This is a genomic window from Streptomyces sp. T39 (assembly GCF_008042045.1).
In the GTDB taxonomy this organism is placed as follows: domain Bacteria; phylum Actinomycetota; class Actinomycetes; order Streptomycetales; family Streptomycetaceae; genus Streptomyces.
Genome location: NZ_RDBP01000012.1, coordinates 2263898 through 2285951 on the forward strand (window position 1 = coordinate 2263898; position 22054 = coordinate 2285951).

The 22054-nt window shown below is 73.5% G+C and carries 20 protein-coding genes and 2 pseudogenes; 12 read left to right on the forward strand and 10 right to left on the reverse strand.

All coding sequences use genetic code 11. The annotated features are described in order from the left end of the window. Positions 1-319 (forward strand): annotated as a pseudogene (locus EAO77_RS11305) (phosphoenolpyruvate carboxykinase domain-containing protein); the annotation flags it as partial. Between the two features lie 126 nt (positions 320-445). On the opposite strand, the pseudogene EAO77_RS11310 reads toward EAO77_RS11305, so the two are convergent. Further along, a pseudogene (locus tag EAO77_RS11310) lies at positions 446-1006 on the reverse strand (TetR/AcrR family transcriptional regulator); the annotation flags it as partial. 84 nt (positions 1007-1090) lie between these two features. Then, positions 1091-1768 (reverse strand): PAQR family membrane homeostasis protein TrhA, encoded by a 678-nt coding sequence (gene trhA / locus EAO77_RS11315; protein WP_147987875.1) that lies wholly within the window; start codon positions 1766-1768, stop codon positions 1091-1093. A 267-nt stretch (positions 1769-2035) separates the two neighbouring features. On the opposite strand from trhA, the gene EAO77_RS11320 reads away from it, so the two are divergent. After that, positions 2036-3859, forward strand: a complete 1824-nt coding sequence (locus EAO77_RS11320) for a phosphoenolpyruvate carboxykinase (GTP) (protein ID WP_147987876.1) — start codon at positions 2036-2038, stop codon at positions 3857-3859. Positions 3860-4145: 286 nt separating this feature from the next. Here EAO77_RS11320 and EAO77_RS11325 read toward each other — a convergent pair whose 3' ends face one another. Both EAO77_RS11325 and EAO77_RS11330 read right to left on the reverse strand, forming a co-directional pair. Beyond that, the gene (locus EAO77_RS11325) at positions 4146-4532 is read right to left on the reverse strand and encodes a hypothetical protein (RefSeq protein ID WP_147987877.1); all 387 of its coding nucleotides are present in this window, start codon (positions 4530-4532) and stop codon (positions 4146-4148) included. A 99-nt stretch (positions 4533-4631) separates the two neighbouring features. Continuing rightward, positions 4632-5843: a pyridoxal phosphate-dependent aminotransferase gene (locus tag EAO77_RS11330; protein ID WP_147987878.1), complete on the reverse strand. Its 1212-nt coding sequence runs from the start codon at positions 5841-5843 to the stop codon at positions 4632-4634. A 362-nt stretch (positions 5844-6205) separates the two neighbouring features. Between EAO77_RS11330 and EAO77_RS11335 the strand changes: the two genes are divergently transcribed. Next, positions 6206-7003: a putative protein N(5)-glutamine methyltransferase gene (locus tag EAO77_RS11335; RefSeq protein ID WP_147987879.1), complete on the forward strand. Its 798-nt coding sequence runs from the start codon at positions 6206-6208 to the stop codon at positions 7001-7003. A 96-nt stretch (positions 7004-7099) separates the two neighbouring features. On the opposite strand, the gene EAO77_RS11340 is transcribed toward EAO77_RS11335, so the two are convergent. Both EAO77_RS11340 and EAO77_RS11345 read right to left on the reverse strand, forming a co-directional pair. Then, the gene (locus EAO77_RS11340) at positions 7100-7330 is read right to left on the reverse strand and encodes a chaplin (protein ID WP_147987880.1); all 231 of its coding nucleotides are present in this window, start codon (positions 7328-7330) and stop codon (positions 7100-7102) included. 345 nt (positions 7331-7675) lie between these two features. Beyond that, entirely contained in the window at positions 7676-8089 is a 414-nt protein-coding gene (locus EAO77_RS11345; RefSeq protein ID WP_147987881.1) for a rodlin, read from the reverse strand. Positions 8090-8317: 228 nt separating this feature from the next. Here EAO77_RS11345 and EAO77_RS11350 point away from each other — a divergent pair, with 228 nt between their 5' ends. Next, positions 8318-8980: a vitamin K epoxide reductase family protein gene (locus tag EAO77_RS11350; RefSeq protein ID WP_147987882.1), complete on the forward strand. Its 663-nt coding sequence runs from the start codon at positions 8318-8320 to the stop codon at positions 8978-8980. Positions 8981-9078: 98 nt separating this feature from the next. Here EAO77_RS11350 and EAO77_RS11355 read toward each other — a convergent pair whose 3' ends face one another. Next, entirely contained in the window at positions 9079-9492 is a 414-nt protein-coding gene (locus tag EAO77_RS11355) for a rodlin (RefSeq protein WP_147987883.1), read from the reverse strand. A gap of 145 nt (positions 9493-9637) precedes the next feature. Then, entirely contained in the window at positions 9638-9934 is a 297-nt protein-coding gene (locus EAO77_RS11360; protein ID WP_147987884.1) for a hypothetical protein, read from the reverse strand. Between the two features lie 342 nt (positions 9935-10276). Here EAO77_RS11360 and EAO77_RS11365 point away from each other — a divergent pair, with 342 nt between their 5' ends. The 5 genes from EAO77_RS11365 to EAO77_RS11385 all read left to right on the forward strand — a co-directional run bounded on the left by EAO77_RS11365 (position 10277) and on the right by EAO77_RS11385 (position 16998). Continuing rightward, a complete protein-coding gene (locus tag EAO77_RS11365) occupies positions 10277-11386 on the forward strand; it encodes a DUF3344 domain-containing protein (protein ID WP_147987885.1) in 1110 nt (369 codons plus the stop codon). Positions 11387-11439: 53 nt separating this feature from the next. Further along, complete coding sequence (locus EAO77_RS11370; RefSeq protein WP_147987886.1) at positions 11440-12645, forward strand: glycosyltransferase; 1206 nt, start codon at positions 11440-11442, stop codon at positions 12643-12645. Next, positions 12642-14117: an exopolysaccharide biosynthesis polyprenyl glycosylphosphotransferase gene (locus EAO77_RS11375; protein ID WP_147987887.1), complete on the forward strand. Its 1476-nt coding sequence runs from the start codon at positions 12642-12644 to the stop codon at positions 14115-14117. Before EAO77_RS11370 ends, EAO77_RS11375 begins: the two co-directional genes overlap by 4 nt. Before the next feature lie 2 nt (positions 14118-14119). Further along, on the forward strand, positions 14120-15478 hold the full coding sequence (locus EAO77_RS11380; RefSeq protein ID WP_147987888.1) for an O-antigen ligase family protein: 1359 nt from the start codon (positions 14120-14122) through the stop codon (positions 15476-15478). Between the two features lie 335 nt (positions 15479-15813). Beyond that, on the forward strand, positions 15814-16998 hold the full coding sequence (locus tag EAO77_RS11385; RefSeq protein WP_147987889.1) for a GNAT family N-acetyltransferase: 1185 nt from the start codon (positions 15814-15816) through the stop codon (positions 16996-16998). On the opposite strand, the gene EAO77_RS11390 is transcribed toward EAO77_RS11385, so the two are convergent. Then, positions 16964-18202 (reverse strand): glycoside hydrolase family 26 protein, encoded by a 1239-nt coding sequence (locus EAO77_RS11390; protein ID WP_147987890.1) that lies wholly within the window; start codon positions 18200-18202, stop codon positions 16964-16966. The genes EAO77_RS11385 and EAO77_RS11390 overlap by 35 nt on opposite strands. A 147-nt stretch (positions 18203-18349) precedes the next feature. On the opposite strand from EAO77_RS11390, the gene EAO77_RS11395 reads away from it, so the two are divergent. Both EAO77_RS11395 and EAO77_RS11400 read left to right on the forward strand, forming a co-directional pair. Further along, positions 18350-19639: an ATP-grasp domain-containing protein gene (locus EAO77_RS11395; protein WP_147987891.1), complete on the forward strand. Its 1290-nt coding sequence runs from the start codon at positions 18350-18352 to the stop codon at positions 19637-19639. Next, positions 19621-20898, forward strand: coding sequence for an NAD(P)-binding domain-containing protein (locus tag EAO77_RS11400; RefSeq protein WP_147987892.1), 1278 nt, complete (start codon positions 19621-19623; stop codon positions 20896-20898). The genes EAO77_RS11395 and EAO77_RS11400 overlap by 19 nt, the downstream gene beginning before the upstream one ends. 11 nt (positions 20899-20909) lie before the next feature. Here EAO77_RS11400 and EAO77_RS38555 read toward each other — a convergent pair whose 3' ends face one another. Beyond that, positions 20910-21074, reverse strand: a complete 165-nt coding sequence (locus EAO77_RS38555; RefSeq protein ID WP_187283182.1) for a hypothetical protein — start codon at positions 21072-21074, stop codon at positions 20910-20912. Between the two features lie 320 nt (positions 21075-21394). Here EAO77_RS38555 and EAO77_RS11410 point away from each other — a divergent pair, with 320 nt between their 5' ends. After that, entirely contained in the window at positions 21395-21979 is a 585-nt protein-coding gene (locus EAO77_RS11410; protein ID WP_147987893.1) for a DUF4352 domain-containing protein, read from the forward strand. Positions 21980-22054 lie beyond the last annotated feature (75 nt).

Consider the following 22054-nt stretch of genomic DNA (forward strand, 5'->3'; position numbering starts at 1 on the left):
AGTTCGTGTGGCCCGGCTTCGGCGAGAACAGCCGCGTGCTGAAGTGGATCGGAACAGCCGCGTGCTGAAGTGGATCGTGGAGCGCCTGGACGGCAGCGCCGAGGGCGTCGAGACCCCGATCGGCATCCTGCCGACCCGTGAGTCGCTCGACACCGACGGCCTGGACCTGGCCGACGACGACCTCGACTTCCTGCTCAAGGTCGACACCGAGGTCTGGCGCGAGGAGGCCGCCCTGGTCCCCGAGCACCTCAACACCTTCGGCGACCACACGCCCAAGGAACTGTGGGACGAGTACCGCTCCCATGGGCCCCGCCTGGGTGCGGGCGGCATGGGCCGGGTGTACCTGGGGCGTTCCACCAGCGGCCGGATGGTCGCCGTGAAGGTGGTGCACGAGGGCGGCAAGGTCCTCCTGCCGGTCGCTCTCGGCCCAGTGGACCATCGCCTCCCGCACGGCCCCCGTCACGGCTGCGGTGAGGACCCGGACCTCCAGGTCGCCCGGCTCGCGGCCGGCCCGGGCGGCCACCGCGGCGGCCAGTTCCCGGGAGGTCTGCGCCAGCGTCCCGGTCATCCGGTCCCGCAGGGCGGGGACCTCGACCAGCAGCCTGCGGCGCTGCCGCGTCGCCTCCGGCTCGTGCGCGGCGACGGCGGCCACCGCGTCCGTCAGGACGACCCGCAGGGAGGTGAGCGGGGCCTCGTCCGCCGGGCGCGCCCGCAGGGCCGCCACCAGGGCTGGGTCGTACTCGTCGGTGAGGACGATGTCCTCCTTGGCGGGGAAGTAGCGGATCACCGTGGAGGGGGACACCTCGGCCGCGTCCGCGATCTGCTCGATCGTCGTGGCGTCCCAGCCCAGTTCGGCGATCAGCCGGTACGTGGCACGGCGGATCGCGATCCGCGTCCTGATCTTCTTGCGCTCCCGCAGGCCGAGGCCGCGGTCGTGCGGATCCCGGGTGCGGGGGACGGGCGGTGCGGGCGGCGGTGTCGGTGCGGTGGCGGCCATGGCGCACATTCTCGGCCACCGGCCGAGTCCCCCGCCGGCACCGCTGCCGGCGGCGGAAGGCGCGCCCTCGGGGCCGGTGCCGGGCGGGGCGGCTCAGGAGTGCTGGTAGGCGACGAGCGAGATGCCCACGTAGTGCACGACGAAGGCGGCCAGCGTGAGCGAGTGGAAGACCTCGTGGAAGCCGAACCAGCGCGGTGAGGGGTTGGGCCGCTTCATGCCGTAGATCACGCCGCCCGCGCTGTAGAGCAGGCCGCCCACGACCACCAGGACCAGCACCGCGACCCCGCCCTTGCGCATGAAGTCGGGGAGGAAGAAGACCGCCGCCCAGCCCATCGCGATGTAGCAGGGCGTGTAGAGCCAGCGGGGGGCGCCGACCCAGAACACCCGGAAGGCGATGCCCGCCGCGGCCGCCGCCCAGATCGCCCACAGCAGGACCCGACCGGTGGAGTCGGGGAGCAGGAGCAGGGTGAGGGGCGTGTAGGTGCCGGCGATGATCAGGAAGATGTTGGCGTGGTCGAGCCGTCGCAGGACGGCGGTGGCCTTCGGTCCCCAGGTGCCGCGGTGGTAGAGCGCGCTCACGCCGAAGAGCAGGCAGGCGGTGAGGGCGAAGATGCCGCAGGCGATCTTGCCGCGTGTCGAGTGGGCGAGGGCGGTCAGCACGATCCCGGAGACGAGGGCGGCGGGGAACATGCCGGCGTGGAGCCAGCCGCGCAGCCGGGGCTTCACCTGCTGGAGTGCGTTCTCGGTCGCTTCGAGTGCGGCTGACGTCATGCCGGGAATGTTACCTACGCGACCGTAGGTGACAGGGGCCGTGTGGCGCCGCTCACGCCCCGCCCGGTCGCCGGGTGCGACACGCCCGCACATGTGGCCATCCTCACGCGCATAGGGGCACGCTCAGGTGAGAGGTCCTCTGGACATATGGGCGTCCGACGCCGATCATCAGATGAGTGCGGTCGGCACCGGATGAGCGCCTACGAAGCGTCCGGGTCGCAGCCCCCACGGGGCAACCAACTACAAACCCCTCACTTAGGAGCAATCGTGGCGCGCGACAACGCGGCTCCCGGCAACGCCCCGACCAACCACCAGGAACTGATCCGCTGGGTCGACGAGATCGCGGCGATCACCCAGCCCGAGCGCATCGTGTGGTGCGACGGCTCGGAGGCGGAGTACGAGCGCCTCGCCGAGGAACTGGTGGCCAAGGGCACCTTCCGGAAACTCGACCCCGTCAAGCGCCCGAACTCGTACTACGCCGCCTCCGACCCGACCGACGTCGCGCGCGTCGAGGACCGGACCTTCATCTGCTCCGAGAAGGAGGAGGACGCGGGCCCGACCAACCACTGGAAGGCCCCGGCGGAGATGAAGGAGATCTTCGCGGGCGAGGACGGCATCTTCCGCGGCTCCATGAAGGGCCGCACGATGTACGTCGTGCCCTTCTGCATGGGCCCGCTCGGCTCCCCGCTCTCCGCCATCGGCGTCGAGATCACCGACTCCGCCTACGTCGCCGTCTCCATGCGCACCATGACCCGCATGGGACAGCCCGTCCTCGACGAACTCGGCGACGACGGCTTCTTCGTCAAGGCCGTCCACACCCTCGGCGCCCCGCTCGCCGAGGGCGAGCAGGACGTGCCCTGGCCGTGCAACTCCACCAAGTACATCTCGCACTTCCCCGAGACCCGTGAGATCTGGTCCTTCGGCTCCGGCTACGGCGGCAACGCCCTGCTCGGCAAGAAGTGCTACGCGCTGCGCATCGCCTCCGTCATGGCACGCGACGAGGGCTGGCTCGCCGAGCACATGCTCATCCTCAAGCTGACCCCGCCGCGCGGCGAGTCCCGCTACATCGCCGCCGCGTTCCCGTCCGCCTGCGGCAAGACCAACCTCGCCATGCTGGAGCCGACGATCCCCGGCTGGACGGTCGAGACCATCGGCGACGACATCGCCTGGATGCGCTTCGGCGAGGACGGCCGCCTCTACGCGATCAACCCGGAGGCCGGCTTCTTCGGCGTCGCGCCCGGCACCGGCGAGCACACCAACGCCAACGCCATGAAGACGCTGTGGGGCAACGCCGTCTTCACCAACGTCGCCCTCACCGACGACAACGACATCTGGTGGGAGGGCATGACCGAGACGGCGCCCGCCCACCTCACGGACTGGAAGGGCAACGACTGGACGCCCGCGTCCGACACCCCGGCCGCCCACCCCAACGCCCGCTTCACCGTGCCGGCCTCGCAGTGCCCGATCGCCGCGCCCGAGTGGGAGGACCCCAAGGGCGTGCCGATCTCGGCCATCCTCTTCGGTGGCCGCCGCGCCTCCGCCGTCCCGCTGGTCACCGAGTCCTTCGACTGGAACCACGGTGTCTTCCTCGGCGCCAACGTCGCCTCCGAGAAGACCGCCGCCGCCGAGGGCAAGGTCGGCGAGCTGCGCCGCGACCCCTTCGCCATGCTGCCGTTCTGCGGCTACAACATGGGCGACTACATGGCGCACTGGGTCAAGGTCGGCGCCTCGGCCGACGCGGCCAAGCTGCCCAAGATCTACTACGTCAACTGGTTCCGCAAGAACGACGCGGGCAAGTTCGTGTGGCCCGGCTTCGGCGAGAACAGCCGCGTGCTGAAGTGGATCGTGGAGCGCCTGGACGGCAGCGCCGAGGGCGTCGAGACCCCGATCGGCATCCTGCCGACCCGTGAGTCGCTCGACACCGACGGCCTGGACCTGGCCGACGACGACCTCGACTTCCTGCTCAAGGTCGACACCGAGGTCTGGCGCGAGGAGGCCGCCCTGGTCCCCGAGCACCTCAACACCTTCGGCGACCACACGCCCAAGGAACTGTGGGACGAGTACCGCTCCCTCGTCTCCCGCCTGGGCTGACCCGCCGACCCGTGGAAGGGCCCCGGAGCACCTCGCTCCGGGGCCCTTCCGGCGTGTCGGCACGACCGCCGCGCTCCGGCCGGATTCCGCGCGACCCGGCGCAGCGCCTGCTGCCGGCAGCCGCGGATCTCCTCGAAGGCCCCGTCCGGCGGACCGCGCAGCACGCCGGAGTCGGAGGCGATCGCGTCGGCCCGCCCCCGCGGCACCGGCAGGAGGCAGGGCGGGGGACGGCGGCGGGGAGGGTGGCAACCCGGTCCGCGGCCTCCCCGGCCGCGGACCGGGGCCGTCAGGAGGTGCCGACCAGGTGGCGGCTCTTCAGGGCGGCCGCGTGCGCGTCCATGCGCTGTGCGGCCAGGATCGCGACGGCCGTGTCCGCGCGGGAGGCGGCGACGACCAGGGCGCGGCCCGCGAGGGCGTGCGCGCGCCGGTGGAGGGCGGCGGGGTCGGCGTGGCTGAGCGCCGCGTGCCGGGCGGGCGGCGCGCCGCGCAGCCGCGCCACCTGCGCGGCGACGGCCTCGGCGGCCTCGTCGAGACCGAGCTCGTCGGTGACGGCGAGCAGGGCGGCGAGATGCCCGGCGAGCTGGATGTCCAGCTCCGCCTCGCGGCTGCGGTGGGGGTGCTGCGCGTCGTCGGCCATCGAGTGGACCGACTTGCTGCGGATCGGCTCGTACATGGGGATGGCCTCCTGCTCACGGTCAGGAGACCATCCTACATTGGATTCAGTCTAAAGTTGATGCCGGTCGTGAGATTGCCGCGGGCGATCTCACGACCCTCAGTGCTGTCCGTAGCCGTCGAGGAAGCTGCCGATCCGGGTCACCGCGTCCGCCAGGTCGTCGGCCGACGGCAGGGTCACGATGCGGAAGTGGTCCGGCTCCGGCCAGTTGAAGCCCGACCCGTGGACCACCATGATCTTCTCGGCCCGCAGCAGGTCCAGCACCATCTGCCGGTCGTCCTTGATCTTGTAGACCGAGGGGTCGAGCCGCGGGAACAGGTACAGCGCCCCCTTCGGCTTCACACACGTGATGCCGGGGATCTGCGTCAGCAGGTCGTACGCGGTGTCGCGCTGCTCCAGCAGCCGCCCGCCCGGCAGCACCAGCTGCTCGATCGACTGCCGCCCGCCGAGCGCCGTGGCGACCGCGTGCTGCGACGGCATGTTGGCGCACAGCCGCATGTTGGCCAGGATCGTCAGACCCTCGATGTAGGAGGAGGCGTGCGCCTTGGGCCCGCACACCGCGAGCCAGCCGGAGCGGTAGCCGGCCACCCGGTAGTTCTTGGAGAGGCCGTTGAAGGTCAGGACCAGCAGGTCGGGCGCGATCGCGGCGGTCGGCGTGTGGGTGGCGCCGTCGTAGAGGATCCGGTCGTAGATCTCGTCCGAGCAGACCACCAGGTTGTGCCGCCGGGCGATCTCGGTGAGGGAGCGCAGCATCGCGTCGTCGTAGACCGCGCCGGTGGGGTTGTTGGGGTTGATGATCACGATCGCCTTGGTGCGGTCGGTGATCTTCCGTTCGATGTCCGCCAGGTCGGGCATCCAGTCCGACTGCTCGTCGCAGCGGTAGTGCACGGCCGTGCCGCCGGACAGGGAGACCGACGCCGTCCACAGCGGGTAGTCGGGCGACGGCACGAGCACCTCGTCGCCGTCGTCCAGCAGTGCCTGCATCGACATCTGGATCAGCTCGGAGACGCCGTTGCCCAGGTAGACGTCCTCGACGTCGAGCTCGATCCCCTTGGTCTGGTAGTGCTGCATCACGCCGCGGCGGGCGGAGAGCAGACCCTTGGCGTCGCCGTAGCCGTGCGCGCTGCCGACGTTGCGCAGGATGTCCTCGAGGATCTCCGGCGGGCATTCGAAACCGAAGGCCGCGGGGTTGCCCGTGTTGAGCTTGAGGATGCGGTGCCCTGCCGCCTCGAGGCGCATCGCTTCCTCGAGGACCGGGCCCCGGATCTCGTAACAGACATTCGCGAGCTTCGTGGACTGGATCACCTGCATGCCGTGAGGCTACCGGGGTCCGGAGGTGATCGCTCCGGGCCGCGCACCGCGGAAAGCACGGGGTGAATGTCCCGGTTTGATGCTTCCGGTGGCGGGGTCGCCCGGCGTCCTTCGAATGGAGGTCTCCGCCGGTCGGCGGCCTGCGATTCCCACGATCGGCGACCGGGTGTTGCGCTCGTCACCCCGGCACCCCGGACGGGTGGTACCCGTGCGATAAGGTGTGCGTCCGCGCATGTCAGGACCGACCCGGGAGGTGAGCCCGATTTTTGCAGTCGCAGGCCGGGTGCCCTCCTCCACAGGCCGTGCGGTCCACCGGGACTAGGTGACCGCGAGGGCGCCCTCGGGTACCCGAAAGGCTTTCCATGCCGGTTCCACCGACATCTCCCGCTCTCGAATCCGTCGTCATCACGCTGCGCACCGCAGGCTGTGTCTTCGCCGAGGACGAGGCCGCGCTGCTCGCGGCCGCCGCCCGAAACGGCGCCGAACTGCTCGCCATGGCCGACCGCCGTGCCTCCGGCCTCCCGCTGGAACACGTCGTCGGCTGGGCCGAGTTCCGCGGTCTGCGGATCGCCGTGGACCCCGGTGTCTTCGTCCCCCGCAGGCGGACCGAGTTCCTCGTGGAACGCGCCGTCGCCGCCGCCCCGCCCGGTGCCGTCGTGGTCGACCTCTGCTGCGGCTCCGGGGCCCTCGGCGCCGCGGTGATCGACGCGCTCGGCGGCGGAGAACTGCACGCCGCCGACATCGAGCCCGCCGCCGTGCGCTGCGCCCGGCGCAACGTCGGGCCCTTCGGGGGCCTGGTCCACGAGGGCGACCTCTACGCTCCCCTCCCCGCGGACCTCATGGGGCGGGTCGACGTGCTGCTCGCCAACGCCCCCTATGTCCCGACCGGCGAACTCGCCCTGCTGCCCGCGGAGGCGCGGGACCACGAGCCGCTCGTCGCGCTCGACGGCGGCGCCGACGGCCTCGACGTCCAGCGGCGGGTGGCCGCCGGGGCGGCGCGGTGGCTCGCCCCGGGCGGGGTGCTCCACGTCGAGACCAGCGGCCGGCAGACGCCCTGGACGGTGGCGGCGTTCACCGCGCACGGCCTCGACCCGCGGGTGGAGGTCTGCGGCGAACGGGACGCCACCGTGGTCAGCGGCACCAGGTCGGCGGTGCGGTAGCCGCACGGCGACGTCCACGCAAGAAGCCCCGGGCGGCGGGGGACCGCTGTCCGGGGCCTCTTCGTCACCGCGCGCTCACGGCGCCGTGACGGCGCGTCAGGCGTTGATGCAGGTGTTGCCGAACGCCGGGTTCAGCAGCGCGATCACGTTGATCGAGTTGCCGCAGACGTTCACCGGGATGTGGATCGGGACCTGGACCACGTTGCCCGACAGCACACCCGGGGAACCGACAGCGGCGCCCGCGGCACCCGCGTCGGCCATGGCGGGCGTGGCGCCGCCGAGCGCCAGGACGAGACCGGCGACGACTGCTGCAGCCTTCTTGTGCATTATTTCGATCCTTTCAGCAGGGGCGCGGTACGCAGCGCGGCCTTCGCGCCGCGCAGCCGCATTTCACGTGCTGCGGGCGTGCGCCTCCGCAGACTGGTAACGATTCGCTTCCCGATGGGAAACCGGTCGGTGACCGCCGGTTCGAAAAGTCACTCGTATGCCCCACCGATAATGGGTCGAACCGCTGAGCGGAATACGACCAAGAATTCATGATGATGTGATGAATTCAGGAACGGGGGGCCGGGTGATTTTCCCCTGCGTGCCGCCGGGTGCGGGAAGCCTGCCGCCCGGCAGGGGACTGCCCCCGTGCGCGGGGCGCACGGGGGCAGTCCTCGGTCCGCTGCGTCAGTCGCGGGCGGAGACGCCGTTCTCCGACAGGATCGGGATGTCGCTGAGGATGTGCGACAGGGGCTCGTCGCCCTTGGCCTGGGTCGAGTTCTCGACGCACTGCTGGTTCTGCGGGGCGGACAGGATCGGGATGTCCTGGACCGCGATCGGCACGAGGCCGATCAGCGAACCGACGTTGGCCTTGGCCGGCAGGCCGATGCAGGGCTTGTTGAGCGAACCCTGGACCAGGCTCATCTGCGGGCTCATGTCGCCGTGGGTGGCGGCGTTGCCGTAGGACTGCGAGGCGCCGGTGCCGCTCTCCGAGAAGGTGCCCTCGTTGTCGCCGACGGCGAGAGCCTGCGGGGCCATGGCCGCGCCGGCGCCCACCATCGAAGCGGTGACCATGGCCGTCGTCAGAATCTTCTTGATCACTTACTTGTCCCTTTTCTTTGTGAACGCACGAACGCGGTGCAGCCTGATCAACAGACGGCCACCGCGTTTGGTTGCGGCCGTTCACCCGAATGCAGCACTCCTTTCGTATGGCTCCGTCAGGGGTGTGGCGCCCGCCCGGGGTGATGAATGGATTCTGCACCCCGGGAGCCCCCGTCCGGTGCGGCACAATAGGCGGATCCATCGAGTCGAGCGAGCGGTGAATTCATTATGACAATGTCGGCTTCCGGAACTCTGTCCGTCGAACAGAGGGACCGGCGAGGGGGGCACCGGGTCCGGCGGAACCACGTGCCGGACGGGATCGGGGCGAGCCGCGCCTTCGCGTGGATGCTGATGGTCACCGGGGCGGCCGGGCTGCTGGCCGCGTGGGTGATCACGATCGACAAGTTCAAGCTGCTGGAGGATCCGGGCTTCACCCCGGGGTGCAGCCTGAACCCGGTCGTCTCGTGCGGGAACATCATGAAGAGCGAGCAGGCCGAGGTCTTCGGGTTCCCCAACCCGATGCTGGGCCTGGTCACCTACTCGACGGTGATCGCCGTCGGCGCCGCCCTCCTGGCCGGCGCCCGCCACCGCCGCTGGTACTGGCTCGGGCTCAACGCGGGCTGCCTCTTCGGCGTCGGCTTCTGCACCTGGCTGATGCAGCAGTCGCTCTACGAGATCAACGCCCTGTGCCTGTGGTGCTCGCTGGCGTGGACGGCCACCATCGTCATGTTCTGGTACGTCACCGCGCACAACGTCCGCCACGGCGTGCTGCCCGCGCCGGCCGGCCTGCGCACCTTCTTCGGCGAGTTCGCCTGGGCCCCGCCCGTCCTGCACATCGGCGTGATCGGGATGCTGGTCCTGACTCGCTGGTGGGACTTCTGGACCTCCTGACCGGCGTCGTCGCCGCACCCGCCGGTCCCCGGAGCTCGCGGACGGCGACGCACGGGAGCCCCGGCCGCCTGACGGCGCCGGGGCTCCTCTGTGGTGCGTCAGCTGCGGGCGGAGGCGCCGTTCGCGGACAGGACCGGGATGTCGTTCAGGATGTGCGACAGGGGCTCGTCGCCCTTGGCCTGGGTCGAGTTCTCGACGCACTGCTGGTTCTGCGGGGCCGACAGGATCGGGATGTCCTGGACCGCGATCGGCACGAGGCCGACGAGGGAGCCCACGTTGGCCTTCAGCGGGAGGCCGACACACGGCTTGTTCAGGGAGCCCTGGACGAGGCTCATCTGCGGGCTCATGTCGCCGTACGTCTCCGCGTTGCCGTACTCCTGGGAGGAGTCGTTGCCGCTCTCGGAGAACGTGCCCTCGTTGTCGCCGACGGCCATAGCCTGAGGCGCCATCGCGGCACCTGCGGCAGCCACGGAGAGCGAGAGAGCCGCCGTAGCCATAACCTTCTTGAACATGTTCCGTCCTTCTGTTTCGGAATTGCCCACCATCGGAGCTGCCTGCCCAACCGTGGTCCCGCCGATTTGGTTCTCTCGGTTCACTCCAAAGGCCCTCTTCCGCACGGCTGCTGACGCAGGGCCCGAACAGCGATACGGGAGCTGATCAGCCGCCCAGCGAAATTCCGCCGAGCATCGGCGTGGTCGCCGCGGCGGTCTTCAGGACCTGCTCGGGAGCATTGCCGCGCAGATTGTTGAGCTCCATCACCGCCTCGGTCGCCTGGCCGACGGCGGGCCCGGCCTGGGTGACGTCGTCCAGCTGCGGAAGGGTGGAGACCGCTTCCGCGACACCGCCGTTGAGGCTCATGGGGACGGGTGCGGCACCGGCGGCGAACGCCGGGGCGCCCGCGCCCAGCGCCGCCACGGAACCGGCGAGCACGACAGCGGCCCTCGAGTACTTCATTCTTCACAGTCCTTTCCCCGGCGGTGTTTCCCGCCGTCGCAGGGCTAACGAGCGGGCCCGCGCGGGGAAACCCCTTCCGGCAGGGTGTACCGGTCGCGTACACACGAGCGATCCGCGAGGGCAATCAACGAGCAACTCGCCCCGGAGTTGCGCGATATCACACGATGGAATGGATTGCGGGTACAGGGGGCGTGCGACATGCCGCGCACAACGTGCCAGTACGGCCCGGGAATGCGCGCGCCACCAGATGGTCGAACGACCGAGTCCGACGTGATTTCCCCATGGCTTTCTGACAAAGTGCACTCCTGTTTTGTCGCCTTGACCGAAAATGGGGAGCACGTCATGCCGAGGTCGACAGGCTTCGCCGCGCGAGGCGTCCGGTGCGCGCTGCTCTGCACGGCGCTTTCCCTCGCCCCGATCACGGCCGCCGCCGCCCCCGCTCCCGGGAGCGGCCTTCCCGCCGAGACCTCCCGCATCCCGTTCACCCAGCGCTACCACGCGGTGCACCACGGCGGGATCGTCCGCGTGGCCAACTCGGCCACCACCTGCCGCACCCCGAAGAAGGCGTCGGCCGCCTCCTGCGACGCGCTCCGGCGCGGAGCCGACGGCGCCAACGGCGACTACGACATGTTCTACGCCGACCTCGACGCCGACCCGAACACCTACAACTCCACCCGCGCGAACCTCACGCTCCCCGAGGACTCCGAGGTCCGCTACGCCCGCCTGTACTGGGGCGGCAACCTGCGCGTCGGCGAGCAGAAGCCCCCGAAGGACAACGGCCGGGTCCTGATCGCGGAGCCCGGCGGGCGCTACAAGGAGGTCCTCGCCGACACCCGGATCGCGCACCGCGACGCCGACGGCAAGGACGCCTACCAGGCCTCCGCCGACATCACCCCGCTGGTCCGCGACAGCCGCTCGGGCCTGTGGACCGTCGCCCAGGTCAACGTCGCCATGGGCCACTCGGCAGCGGGCTCCTGGGGCGGCTGGACCCTCGTCGTCGCCTACGAGAACGAGCGCGAACCGCTGCGCGAACTCGCCCTGTGGGACGGGTTCGAGACCGTCGGCGGCACGCAGCCCGCGCGTGAGGTGACCCTCGGCGGCCTCGGCATCGGCGCCCGCTCCGCCGGACGTGCCGGGATCGTCGCCTACGACGGCGACCGCGGCACGCGGGGCGACACGGTGACGGTGCGGGCCCCCGGCCGGGCCCCCGTACCGCTCACCGACCCGGCCAATCCGCGCACCGACGCGATGAACTCCACCATCACCGACCTGGGCCGGCCCCTCGCCGGGCTCCGGCCCGCCTACCGCAACACGCTGGGATACGACTCGGACGTCCTCGACATCGCACCCGCGCTCGGCGCCGGCGCGAAGGCCCTGACCTTCCGCTTCACCGGCGAGGAGAACGGCTTCTTCCTCGGTGCCCTGTTCGTGCAGGCCGACGCGCGCCGCTGAGCCGACGCCCGCCCACCGCCACCGCGTCCACACCTGTTCGAAAAGAGCCCCATGTGCTGCACAGAGACCGGACCGAGAAGAGCCGACTGACGGTGTTCCACCTGGTCCAGCCGGTCGAGGGAGGGGTGGCACGCGTCGTCACCGATCTGGTGCGCGCGCAGATCCGCGCCGGCGTACGCCCCGTGGTCGCCTGTCCTCCCGGCGGACCCCTCGCCGCCGAGGCGGCCGACGCCGGTGCCACCGTCCATCCGTGGACCGCCGAACGGTCCCCCGGTCCCTCGCTCGCCCGGGAGGTGCTCGCCGCGTCCCGGCTGATCCGCGACACCCGGCCCCACGTCGTCCACGCGCACAGCGCCAAGGCCGGGCTCGCCGGGCGGCTCGCCGTCCGCGGCCGCGTCCCCACCGTCTTCCAGCCGCACGCCTGGTCCTTCGACGCCGTCCAGGGCCGGGAGGCCCGGCTCGCCCTCGGCTGGGAGCGCTACGGCACCCGCTGGTCCACCCGGACGCTGTGCGTGAGCGACAGCGAGCGCCGCGCGGGGGAGGCGGCGGGCATCCGGGCCCGCTGGTCGGTCATCCGCAACGGGATCGACCTCGCCCTCTTCCCCGCCGACCCGGACGGCCGCCGGCGGTCCGAGGCCAGGGCCGCTCTCGCCGCCGGCGACGGGGACGCGGAACCGCCCGTCCCCGGGAGCACCGGCGGCCCCCTCGTGGTGTGCGTCGGCCGCCTCTGCCGCCAGAAGGGCCAGGACGTGCTGCTCACCGCCTGGCCCGCCGTCGCCCGGGCCGTCCCCGGCGCCCGGCTGGCACTCGTCGGCGACGGCCCCGACGCCGCGTCCCTGCGCGCGGCCGCCCCGCCGGGCGTGCTCCTCGCGGGCCCGCGCGCCGATGTCCGGCCCTGGCTCTACGCCGCCGACGCCGTGGTGCTGCCCTCCCGCTGGGAGGGCATGGCCCTCGCCCCGCTGGAGGCCATGGCGTGCGGACGGCCCGTCGTCCTGACCGACGTCAGCGGCGCCCGCGAGAGCCTCCCGCCCGGGGAGGAGGGACACCTGCTCGTACCGCCGGAGGACCCGGGCGCCCTCGCCGTCGCCCTGATGCGGCTGCTCCTCGACGACCGGCTGCGCACCCGGGCCGCCTGCCGTGCGGCGGCCCACGTCCGCGCCTCGTTCGACGTGCGCCGGACGGCCGGCGCCGTGCTCGGCCTGTACCAGGAACTCCTCAGCACGCACCGCCCCCTGACCAGGAAGCGCACCGAACGATGACGACGGAGAGCGCCCCCGCGCCCCACCCGGCCTCACTGACGGCGACCCGACGGGTGTCCTCGGTCCACCCGCCGCGCGGTCACACCGGCCGGAGGCCCGCCGCACACGCCAGACGCCGCATCCGGCACCGGGGACGGCCCTTCGCACTGCTCGGCGCCGACACCGCGGCCGCCTGCCTCGCCGCGTTCCTCGTCCCCGCCGTGCCGTGGCCGGCCACGGTCGCCGCCGCCCTGCTCGCCGCCGCGGGCACCGCGCTGCACACCTGGCGGGGCCTGTACCGCTACGCCTTCTCGCCGTCCGCGCTCGCCGAACTGCCCGCCCTCTTCGTGCTCGCGCTCGTCCCGTGGTACGCGCTGGCCGAGGCGTTCGCCGCCTACGCCCCCCGGTACGCCACCGGCCCCGCCGCCGTCGCCTGCGGCGCCGCGCTCCAGGCGCTCCTCGCCTGCGCCGGCCGGGCCGCCGTGCACGGGGCCCGGCGCCGGACCGCCGCGCGCAGGCCCCGCTCCGCGCTCGTCGTCGGCCGGGGCCCGGTGGCCCAGCAGGTCACCGCGGCGCTCTACGCCCACCCCGGCTACGGGATGCGTCCCGTCGGCCGGGTCGACCTGCACCACGTGGGCGGATCCCCGGACCCCGGCACGCTGCCCGTCCTCGTCACCCCCGAGGACGTCACCCGGGCCGTCATCCAGAACGCGGTCCGGCACGCGCTGTTCACCGCGCCGCCCGAGAACCCGGCGCTGGCGGGGCTGTTCGCCGCACACGGCTGCCGGGTCTGGCTCGTCGGCGGGGGAGCGGCGGACCCGGCCGGCGGGCCCGCGCGACCCCGCGCCCCGCGCCGGGACCACCTCTGGGGGTTCGCCGTCCGGCCGCTGGAGACCGGCGTCCGGCGGGCGACCGCCGCCCGGACCGTCAAGCGGGCCATGGACGCCGTCCTCGCCGGACTCGCCCTGCTCGCCGCGTCCCCCGTGCTCGCCGTCTGCGCCCTGGCCGTGCGGTGCGCCGACGGACCCGGGGTGATCTTCCGTCAGGAACGCGTCGGACTCGGCGGAAGGCCGTTCACGCTGCTGAAGTTCCGCACCCTGCGCCCCAGCGACGACCACGAGTCCGCGACCCGCTGGACCGTCGCCCGCGACCGGCGCATGAGCCGTACCGGCAGGGTCCTGCGCCGCACCTCGCTCGACGAACTGCCGCAGCTGTGGAACGTGCTCCGCGGCGACATGAGCCTGGTCGGGCCCCGCCCCGAACGGCCCTACTTCGTAGCCGAGTTCAGCCACACCTACCCCGGCTACGCCGCCCGCCACCGGATGCCCGTCGGCATCACCGGCCTCGCCCAGGTCAACGGGTTGCGCGGGGACACCTCCATCGAGGAGCGCGCCCGCTTCGACAACCACTACATCGACACCTGGTCGCTGTGGCAGGACGTGTGCATCATGCTGCGCACCGCCGCGTCGCTCCTCCGGCCGGGAGGCAGCTGACCATGGCCGTCACCGCCCCGGCGGGCGTCGCCGCCGCCCCGCCGCGCACGGGGCCCGGTGGGCACCGGCTGCTCCTCGTACCGCTGCTCGCCACCGTCCTGCTGCTCGCGCTGCCGCTCGGCGAGGGCGGCGGGCCGGGCACGGTGTCCCCGGCCGACACGGCCTCCGGGGTGCTGGTCCTGGCCTGCCTCGTCCAGGTGCTGCGGGAGCGGGCCCGGCCGCTGACCCGGGCCGCGGCGTTCGTGTTCGCGCTGCCCGTCGCCGGCTTCGCCGTCGCGGCGGTCACCGCCGCCGACCCCGCGGCCGCGCTGCCCGGACTCGTGCGCTACCTCCAGGTGTTCGTCCTCGTGCCGTGCGCGGTCGCCCTGCTGCTGCGCGACGCCCGCGCGTTCCGCGCGGTCACCGGTTCGCTCGTGGTGCTGGCGCTCGCCCAGGGCGCCCTCGGGACGTACCAGTACGCCACCGGCACCGGTGCCTCCTACATGGGCGCCGACGTCCGGGCGGTGGGCACCTTCGGGCCCACCGACGTGATGGGCATGGCCACCGTCGTCTCCTACGGCCTGCTGGCCGCACTCGCCCTCGCCCTGCGCACCCCGCCCGGCTCCCCGCCCTGGCTGAGGCCCGCGGCGTTCGCCGCGGCGGGCGCCCTGCTGGTGCCCCTCGGCCTCTCCTTCAGCCGGGGCTCCTGGATCGCCACCGGCGCGGCCGCCCTCGCGATGATCCTGCTCACCGGGGTGCGGCAGGCGGCCAAGGCGCTGGCCGTCCTCGCGGCGCTCGCCGTCGTCCTCGCCGGGGGGCTCGGCATCGGCTCCGAGATGATCTCCCAGCGGATCGGCAGCATCACCCAGGTGACCGCGGCGCCCGACCGGTCGGTCACCGACCGGTACACGATGTGGGCGGCCGCCGCGGCGATGTGGCGCGAACAGCCCGCGACCGGCGTCGGGCTCAAGGGCTTCCCCGCGCACCGCGACGGCCACGCGTCCATCGGGCTCTCGGCGGGCAGCGACACGGCGGGCGCGGGCCGGTCCTTCGCGAAGCAGCCGCTGCTGTCGCCGCACAACATGTACCTGCTGATCCTCGCCGAACAGGGGCTGATCGGGCTCACCGCGTTCCTCGCCTCCTGGACGGCCGTGCTGGCCGGAGCGGTCCGCCGCCTGCTCCGGCCCGGGGCATCGGCCGGGGCCGCCGACTGCGGGCTGGCCGCGGTGGGCCTGATGCTGTGGCAGACCGTCGACTTCCTCTACGCGGACATCGGGGGCCCGTCCACCGTCCTCACCGGTGTGATCGTCGGTCTGACCGCGCGCTGGGCACTGATGCCGGCCCCGCTCGGGCCGCGGGCGCCGGAAGCGGCACGGGGATGACCCCCCGCGAGACCCCGTCCCCCCGGGCCGCGCCCGCCCGCCCCGGCCCGCCGGCGGCGCCGGGCGGTCGGCGGCGTCCGAGGCGCCGCCCGGCGCCCCCGCCACGGTGAGCACCCCGCTGACGACGGCGGCCCGGACCAGCCCGCGCCCCAGCCGCCCGCTCCGCGCGGCCTGCCGCGGCCCGTCCGCCCGGGTCCCGGGCGCGGCGTACTCGGAGGGCCGTGCAGCCGCCCCCATTCCGGGGCGAGCTCCGTGAACGCCCGCGGATCGCGGCACAGGGTCACGGTGGTGCCGGGCCCCGCGCAGCCCCTGGGCACCGCCGAACGGGAGCGGGTGTGACCCCCGACGATCCGCCCGGCACCACCGTGACCCTGTGCCGCGATCCGCGGGCGTTCACGGAGCTCGCCCCGGAATGGGGGCGGCTGCACCGCGCCTGCGGCGCGGCCACGCCGTTCCAGAGCCACGCCTGGCTCGATTCCTGGTGGCGCTCGTACGGCGCGGAGGGACGGCTGCGGGTGGTCCTCGCCCGCCGCGACGGCCGCCTGATCGGCGCCGCGCCGCTGATGCTGGTCCACCGGCCGATGCCGCTGCTGGTGCCGCTGGGCGGCGCGATCTCCGACTACGGCGACCTGGTCGTGGACGACGGGCAGGCGGACCGGGCGCTGCGGGCGCTCTCCCACGGCCTGGAGAGGGCCGCCCGGGGCGCCGTGGTCGACCTGCGCGAGGTGCGGCCGGGCGCGGTCGCGGAACGGCTGTACGAGCAGTGGGCGGGACCGCGTGCCCGGCTCGACGACTCCGTCTGCATGGAGCTGCCCGCCGTACCGGTCGAGGACCTGGTCCGCCGGATGCCCGCGGCGCGCGCCCAGCGCGCCCGCTCCAAGCTGCGCAGGCTGGACGCCCTCGGGATCGCCGCCGCCACCGTCGCGGCGGACGCGGTCCCCGACGCCGTGGACCGCCTGCTGCGGCTGCACGAACTGCAGTGGCGCGGGCGGGGGGTGAACGTCGAGCACCTGCGGCCGCGGTTCCGCGAGCACCTGGTGCGTGCGGTGACCCGGATGACCGCCGACGACGAGGCGACGCTGACCGAGTTCCGCATGGACGGCGAGGTGGTGGCCGTGGGGCTCACCCTGCGGGCGGGCCGGATGAGCGGCGGCTACCTCTACGGAGCCGATCCGGTGCTGCGGGAACGCAAGGCGGACGTCGCCACCATGCTGCTGGCGCAGGACGCCCGGCAGGCGGCGGGCCACGGCCTCGCCGTGCTGAGCCTGCTGCGCGGTTCGGAGCCGTACAAGAACCACTGGCGGCCGGAGCCGGTCACCAGCGGGCGGCTGCTGCTCGCCCGGCCCGCGCTGGAGCCGCTGCTGCGGATGCACGAGTCCCGCGCCCGGATGCGGGACCGTGCGGCGGAGGTCGTGCGCACCAGGCTGCCGGCCGCGCGCGAGTGGCGCGGCCGGCTCAACGACTGGCGGGCCGAGGGGACTGCGGTCAGAACGGCAGGTCCGGCGTCCCGGGGAGGCTGACGCACAGCTGCTCCTCGGGCACCCACGCGGCGACCCAGTCCCGGAAGTCCGCGGGCATGCACCAGTCGTAGGCGTTCGGCCCGTCGTCGGCGGGCACCGGCGCCGGCGTGGGCTCGGCGGGGGGCTCGGACGGCACCGGCTCGGACGGCACCGGCTCGGCGGGCGCGGGGTCCGACGGCGCCGGGGAGGGCTGTGCCGGGCCGGAGTTCGCAAACAGCTTCGAGCGGAACACCTTCGAGGATTCCGGATTGCTTCCGCACTGCCAGACACCGTGCGGACAGTAGTCTGTGATCGTCTGGTAGAGCGGCTTGTGCCGGTCGATCCATTCGAGCATGCGGCGCATGTACTCGGGATTGTCACCGTTCCGGAAAAGCCCCCACTCCGGATACGAGATCGCCTTGTCGTGCTCCGCGGCGAACTCCACCTGCTTCTGCAATCCGTACGGCGCGTTCACCTGGTCGTCGAACGACTCGCCGGGAGGCTGGTCGTACGAGTCCATCCCGATGATGTCCACGACGTCGTCGCCGGGATAGCACTCGGTCCAGGGCACGGCGTCCCGTCCGCGATTGGGAGCGAAGTCGAATCGGAACTTCTGCCCGGGGACGGAGCGCATGGCGGTGACGATGCTGTTCCAGTACGCCTTCCAGGCCGTCGGATCGGGCCCGCAGCGGTGGGTGTACGTGGTGCCGTTCATCTCCCAGCCGAGCACGATCACCGTGTCCGGGACGCCTGCCTGGACCAGGCGCGTCGCGAGGGTGCGGTAGTGGTGGTCGTACTGGCCGCGCGCACCGGCCCGCAGGAGCTGGGCGACGGCCACGTCGGGCAGCCGGTCCTCGTTGCGGTCGAGCATCGGCACGTTGAGGACGAACATCCGGTCCTCGGCCCCCTGCCGCCACTGCGCCCAGGGCCTCAGGAATTCCGGCCTGCCCTCGATATTGGTCCACAGATCCCCGGGGAGATATGTGTGAGCCACCTTCAGGTCCCGCCCGCCGAGCCATTCGGAGAGTTCCGCCATGCGCGCTATTCCGGGCGGTCCGTAGTGGAGATACGCGCCGACCGCGGTCTGTCCGTCCGCTGAGCCGGCCGCGGTCGAGCCGTCGGCCGGACCGGCTTGTGCCGTACCGCCGGACAGGCCGCCGGAGACAAGAAGTCCGGCTGCGACCGTCGCTATGCAGGTGGTGACGAGACGGTGCCTTCTGGGCATGGCCTTCCTCCTTGTGGAGCCTTTTCTGCGACTGACCCGACGGTAGGCAGAAATGCGTTCCGGCGACCGGTCGTGGGGCACGTCCGTAGGCCATTAGCGAAGAGGCGCGCATTGAGCAGACCCATCCAGGTGAAAGATGTGACCCGCATGACCGATCTCGACCCGGCCGTACCGGCGCTGGTGCTCCGGCTCGACCGGAACCCCTTTCACCACGGCACCCTCGGAGCGGTCCGCTCACTGGGACGCGCGGGTGTGGAGGTGCACGCCGTCGTCGAGTCCGCGCGCAGCCCCGTCGCCCGCTCCCGCCATCTCCACCGGGCCCATCCGCGTCCGCCGGGCGCACCGGAGCCGGACGCACTCGTCCGCACCCTGCTCGCCGTGGCCGACCGCATCGGCCGGCCCGCCGTCCTCGTCCCCATGGACGACCTCGGCGCGATCCGCGTCGCCGAGCACGCGGACGCGCTCGCCGGCCGCTACCTGCTGCCCGCCCAGCCCCCCGGGCTGCCGGGCAGGCTGGCGGACAAGGCGGAGCTGGCGAAGGTGTGCGCCGAGGCGGGGATCCCCCATCCCGACACCTTCGTCCCCGCCAGCGCGGCGGAGGCCGCCGACACCGTCCGGCGGATCGGGGTCCCGCTGGTCGCCAAATGGAGCAGGCCCTGGCTGCTGGACCCCGCGACCGGGCTGCGCAGCACCTCGCTCGTCGCCTCACCGGCCGCCGCCGCGCGGCTGTACGAGCGGCGCACGGCGGCGGGCAGCACCCTGCTGCTCCAGCGCTACCTCCCCGAGCGGCCGCACTCCGACTGGTTCTTCCACGGCTGCTTCGGCGCCGGGGCCGTCTGCCTGCACGGCGGCACCGGCCGCAAGGAGCTCTCCTGGCCGCCGCGCACGGGACTGACCGCGCTGGGGCGGTGGAAGGCCGAGGAGACGGTGACCACGGCCGCGCTGCGGCTCGCCCGGCACACCGGCTACCAGGGCATCCTCGATCTGGACTTCCGGCGCGACACCGGCGGCGGCTGCCTGCTCCTCGACGCCAATCCGCGCCCCGGCGCCCAGTTCCGGCTGTTCACCGGCGAGGACGGCCTGGACGTCGTCCGGGCGCTGCACCTCGACCTCACCGGGCGGCCGGTGCCGCCGTCCGCCGGGCGCCCGGGCCGGGTCTTCGTCGCCGAGAACTACGCCCTGCTCTCCGCGTTCGCCTCCGCCCGCCCCGGCCGCGGTGTGCGGCTGCGGGCCCGCCGGGGCGTCGAGACCGCCTGGTTCGCCCGCGACGACCCGGCGCCGTTCGCCGCGATGGCCGGCGCCTGGCTCGGCCGCGGACTCGCCAAAGGGGCGCGGCGGCTGCGCCCGCGCGCGGCACCCCCACCCGTCCACGGCACCCGGCCCACCCCCGACCCCGACACGAGGAACGAGAGCGCACCATGCACGACCTGGCAGTGATCGGCGCAGGCCCCTACGGGCTGTCCGTCGCGGCACACGCGGCCGCGGCCGGAATCGACGTACGGGTGTTCGGCCGCGTCATGGACTCGTGGCGGCACCACATGCCCGAGGGGATGTACCTCAAGTCCGAGCCCTGGTCGTCGAACCTGTCGCATCCGGGCGGCGAGCACACCCTCGGCGAGTACGCGGTCGCGCACGGCGGCTTCGAGGCGTCCCACGGCCGGCCCGTCCCCGTCGGCACGTTCGCCGACTACGGCGGCTGGTTCGCCGGGCGTGCCGTGCCCGCCGTCGACGAACGGACCGTCACCCGGCTCGTCCCGGAAGCCGGCGGCTTTGTGCTGCGCACCGGCGACGGTGAGGAGATCCGCGCCCGGACCGTCGCGCTCGCCGTCGGTGTCCTGCCCTTCCGGGAGATGCCCGACGTCCTCGCCCCCCTGCCGGCCGAGCTGTGCAGCCACAGCACGGGGCACGGGGACCTCGGCCGGTTCGCCGGCACCGACGTGACCGTCGTGGGCGCCGGGCAGGCCGCACTGGAGACCGCCGCGCTCCTCGCCGAGGCGGGGGCCCGGCCCCAGCTCGTCGCCCGCGCACGCCGGATCAGGTGGAACACCCTGCCCGCCCCGCTGGAGCGGCCGCTGCTGACCTCGCTGCGCACCCCCCACAGCGGACTCGGCACCGGCTGGAGCACCTGGGTGTGGGCCGAACTGCCGTGGGCCGTCCGCAGGCTGCCCGCCGCCACCCGCCGCCGCCGGGCCGACACCGCCCTCGGCCCGGCCGGCGCCTGGTGGCTGCGCGAGCGCTACGAGGGCCGGGTGCCCGAACTCCTCGGGCACGTCCTGCGGGGCGCCCGGGTCCGCTCCGACGGCCGGGTACGTCTCGAACTCCGCGGCCCCGACGGCACGGCGCGGGCCCTCGACACCGGGCACGTCGTCGCCGCCACCGGCTTCACCCCCGACCTGACGCGGCTGGAGCTGCTGGACGATTCCCTCGGCCACACGCTCCGGCTCTCACCGGGCACCAGCGCACCCGAACTGAGCGGGGCCTTCGAGACCTCGCACCCGGGTCTGTTCGTCGCCGGACTGCTCTCCGCCCCCACGTTCGGGCCGGCGATGCGCTTCGTCCACGGGGCGTCCTGGGCCGCCCCGCGGCTCGTCGCCGGGGTGCGCAGGCGGCTGCGCGGGCGCACCGGGGCGATCCGCGTACCGCGCCCGGCGACGGCGCCCGGCACGGGAGCGGTGAGCCGGACCGGGGGGCGCTGAGCGGGGACCGCTCAGGCCGTGTGGCGGTCGTGGAGCCAGCCGCGCCGGGGCGGCGCGGCCACGGCCACGGACACGCCGAGCGGGTCCTCCGCCGGGGCCGGGTAGAGCGTCAGCCGCCGCCACTCGCTGTCCGGGCGGCCCGGCAGGGTGCGCCCGGCCGCAGCCCACTCGCGCACCAGCTGGTCGTAGATCGGACTGGCGCCGGGCTGCCGCGCCGGTGCCGGTGCCGGGGAAGGTGCCGGGTCCGGGCTCGTCTGTACGCGCTGCCAGCGAGCCGGCGCGGTGGTCGTTGCCATACCGCGGCCAACGCCGCGGCGGGGCCCGAGGTCACTGCCGTGCCGGGACGCCGGGGGTACGGGGGAACGGCCTTTCGAGGCCGCGCCGCCCCCGCGGACGCCGTTCACCCGCATGCGCCGGCGTGACCCGCAGCGCGCCGTCGGCGTTCCAGGTGACGTGGACCCGAAGATACGGTCAACCGACAGCGGACAGGGGACTGATGAGACATCTGGCTACAGCGCTGGTCCCGGCGCTGGTACTCGGCCTCGCCGCCTGCCAGGGCCCCGCCGGCCCGGGGCCCGGGGCATCCGGCGGGGGCGACAAGCGGGCGGCGGCCACCACACCGGGGGTCGCCCGCATCGGTGACACGGCGGACGACGGGGGCACCCGGTCCGGGGAGCATCTGCGCATCTCCCTGCGCGGATACGTGGACCCCGCCATCGGGATCCGCACCGCCAGGGGCGCGGCGCGCGGCCTCACCGGCCCCGCGGCGGACGGCCCCGTCCGCCGCCCCGCAGCGGGCACCCGCTGGGTGGGTGTCGACCTCGCCGTGGTCAACGTCGGCGGCACGGCCCACGAGACACCGGTGACCAGGGCGTGGGTCGTCGACGACCGGGGCCGCAGCCACCGCGCCGTCCCCGCCGGGGAGCTCACCACCGGCCCGCCGCTGCCCGCGGGGCGGCTCACGGTCGGCGAACACCGCACCGGCTGGCTGGTCTTCGAGCTCCCGCACGGCTCCCGGCCGGTCCGCCTGCACTGCGAGACCGCCTCGGCCGAGCACCGCTGGACGCTCCAGTCGCCCTGACGCGGACGGCGCCGCCTCCCCGTTCACCTGCGCGGGTGAACGGGGACGGGGAAGCGCCGCGGCGGGCACTAGGGT

Coding starts and splice junctions, on each gene's coding strand:
- trhA (WP_147987875.1), bottom strand. CDS start 1,768: ATGACGTCAGCCGCACTCGAAGCGACCGAGAACGCACTCCAGCAGGTG.
- EAO77_RS11325 (WP_147987877.1), bottom strand. CDS start 4,532: ATGTACGAGCCGATCCGCAGCAAGTCGGTCCACTCGATGGCCGACGAC.
- EAO77_RS11330 (WP_147987878.1), bottom strand. CDS start 5,843: ATGCAGGTGATCCAGTCCACGAAGCTCGCGAATGTCTGTTACGAGATC.
- EAO77_RS11335 (WP_147987879.1), top strand. CDS start 6,206: ATGCCGGTTCCACCGACATCTCCCGCTCTCGAATCCGTCGTCATCACG.
- EAO77_RS11340 (WP_147987880.1), bottom strand. CDS start 7,330: ATGCACAAGAAGGCTGCAGCAGTCGTCGCCGGTCTCGTCCTGGCGCTC.
- EAO77_RS11350 (WP_147987882.1), top strand. CDS start 8,318: ATGACAATGTCGGCTTCCGGAACTCTGTCCGTCGAACAGAGGGACCGG.
- EAO77_RS11355 (WP_147987883.1), bottom strand. CDS start 9,492: ATGTTCAAGAAGGTTATGGCTACGGCGGCTCTCTCGCTCTCCGTGGCT.
- EAO77_RS11360 (WP_147987884.1), bottom strand. CDS start 9,934: ATGAAGTACTCGAGGGCCGCTGTCGTGCTCGCCGGTTCCGTGGCGGCG.
- EAO77_RS11365 (WP_147987885.1), top strand. CDS start 10,277: ATGCCGAGGTCGACAGGCTTCGCCGCGCGAGGCGTCCGGTGCGCGCTG.
- EAO77_RS11375 (WP_147987887.1), top strand. CDS start 12,642: ATGACGACGGAGAGCGCCCCCGCGCCCCACCCGGCCTCACTGACGGCG.
- EAO77_RS11380 (WP_147987888.1), top strand. CDS start 14,120: ATGGCCGTCACCGCCCCGGCGGGCGTCGCCGCCGCCCCGCCGCGCACG.
- EAO77_RS11390 (WP_147987890.1), bottom strand. CDS start 18,202: ATGCCCAGAAGGCACCGTCTCGTCACCACCTGCATAGCGACGGTCGCA.
- EAO77_RS11395 (WP_147987891.1), top strand. CDS start 18,350: ATGACCGATCTCGACCCGGCCGTACCGGCGCTGGTGCTCCGGCTCGAC.
- EAO77_RS11400 (WP_147987892.1), top strand. CDS start 19,621: ATGCACGACCTGGCAGTGATCGGCGCAGGCCCCTACGGGCTGTCCGTC.
- EAO77_RS11410 (WP_147987893.1), top strand. CDS start 21,395: ATGAGACATCTGGCTACAGCGCTGGTCCCGGCGCTGGTACTCGGCCTC.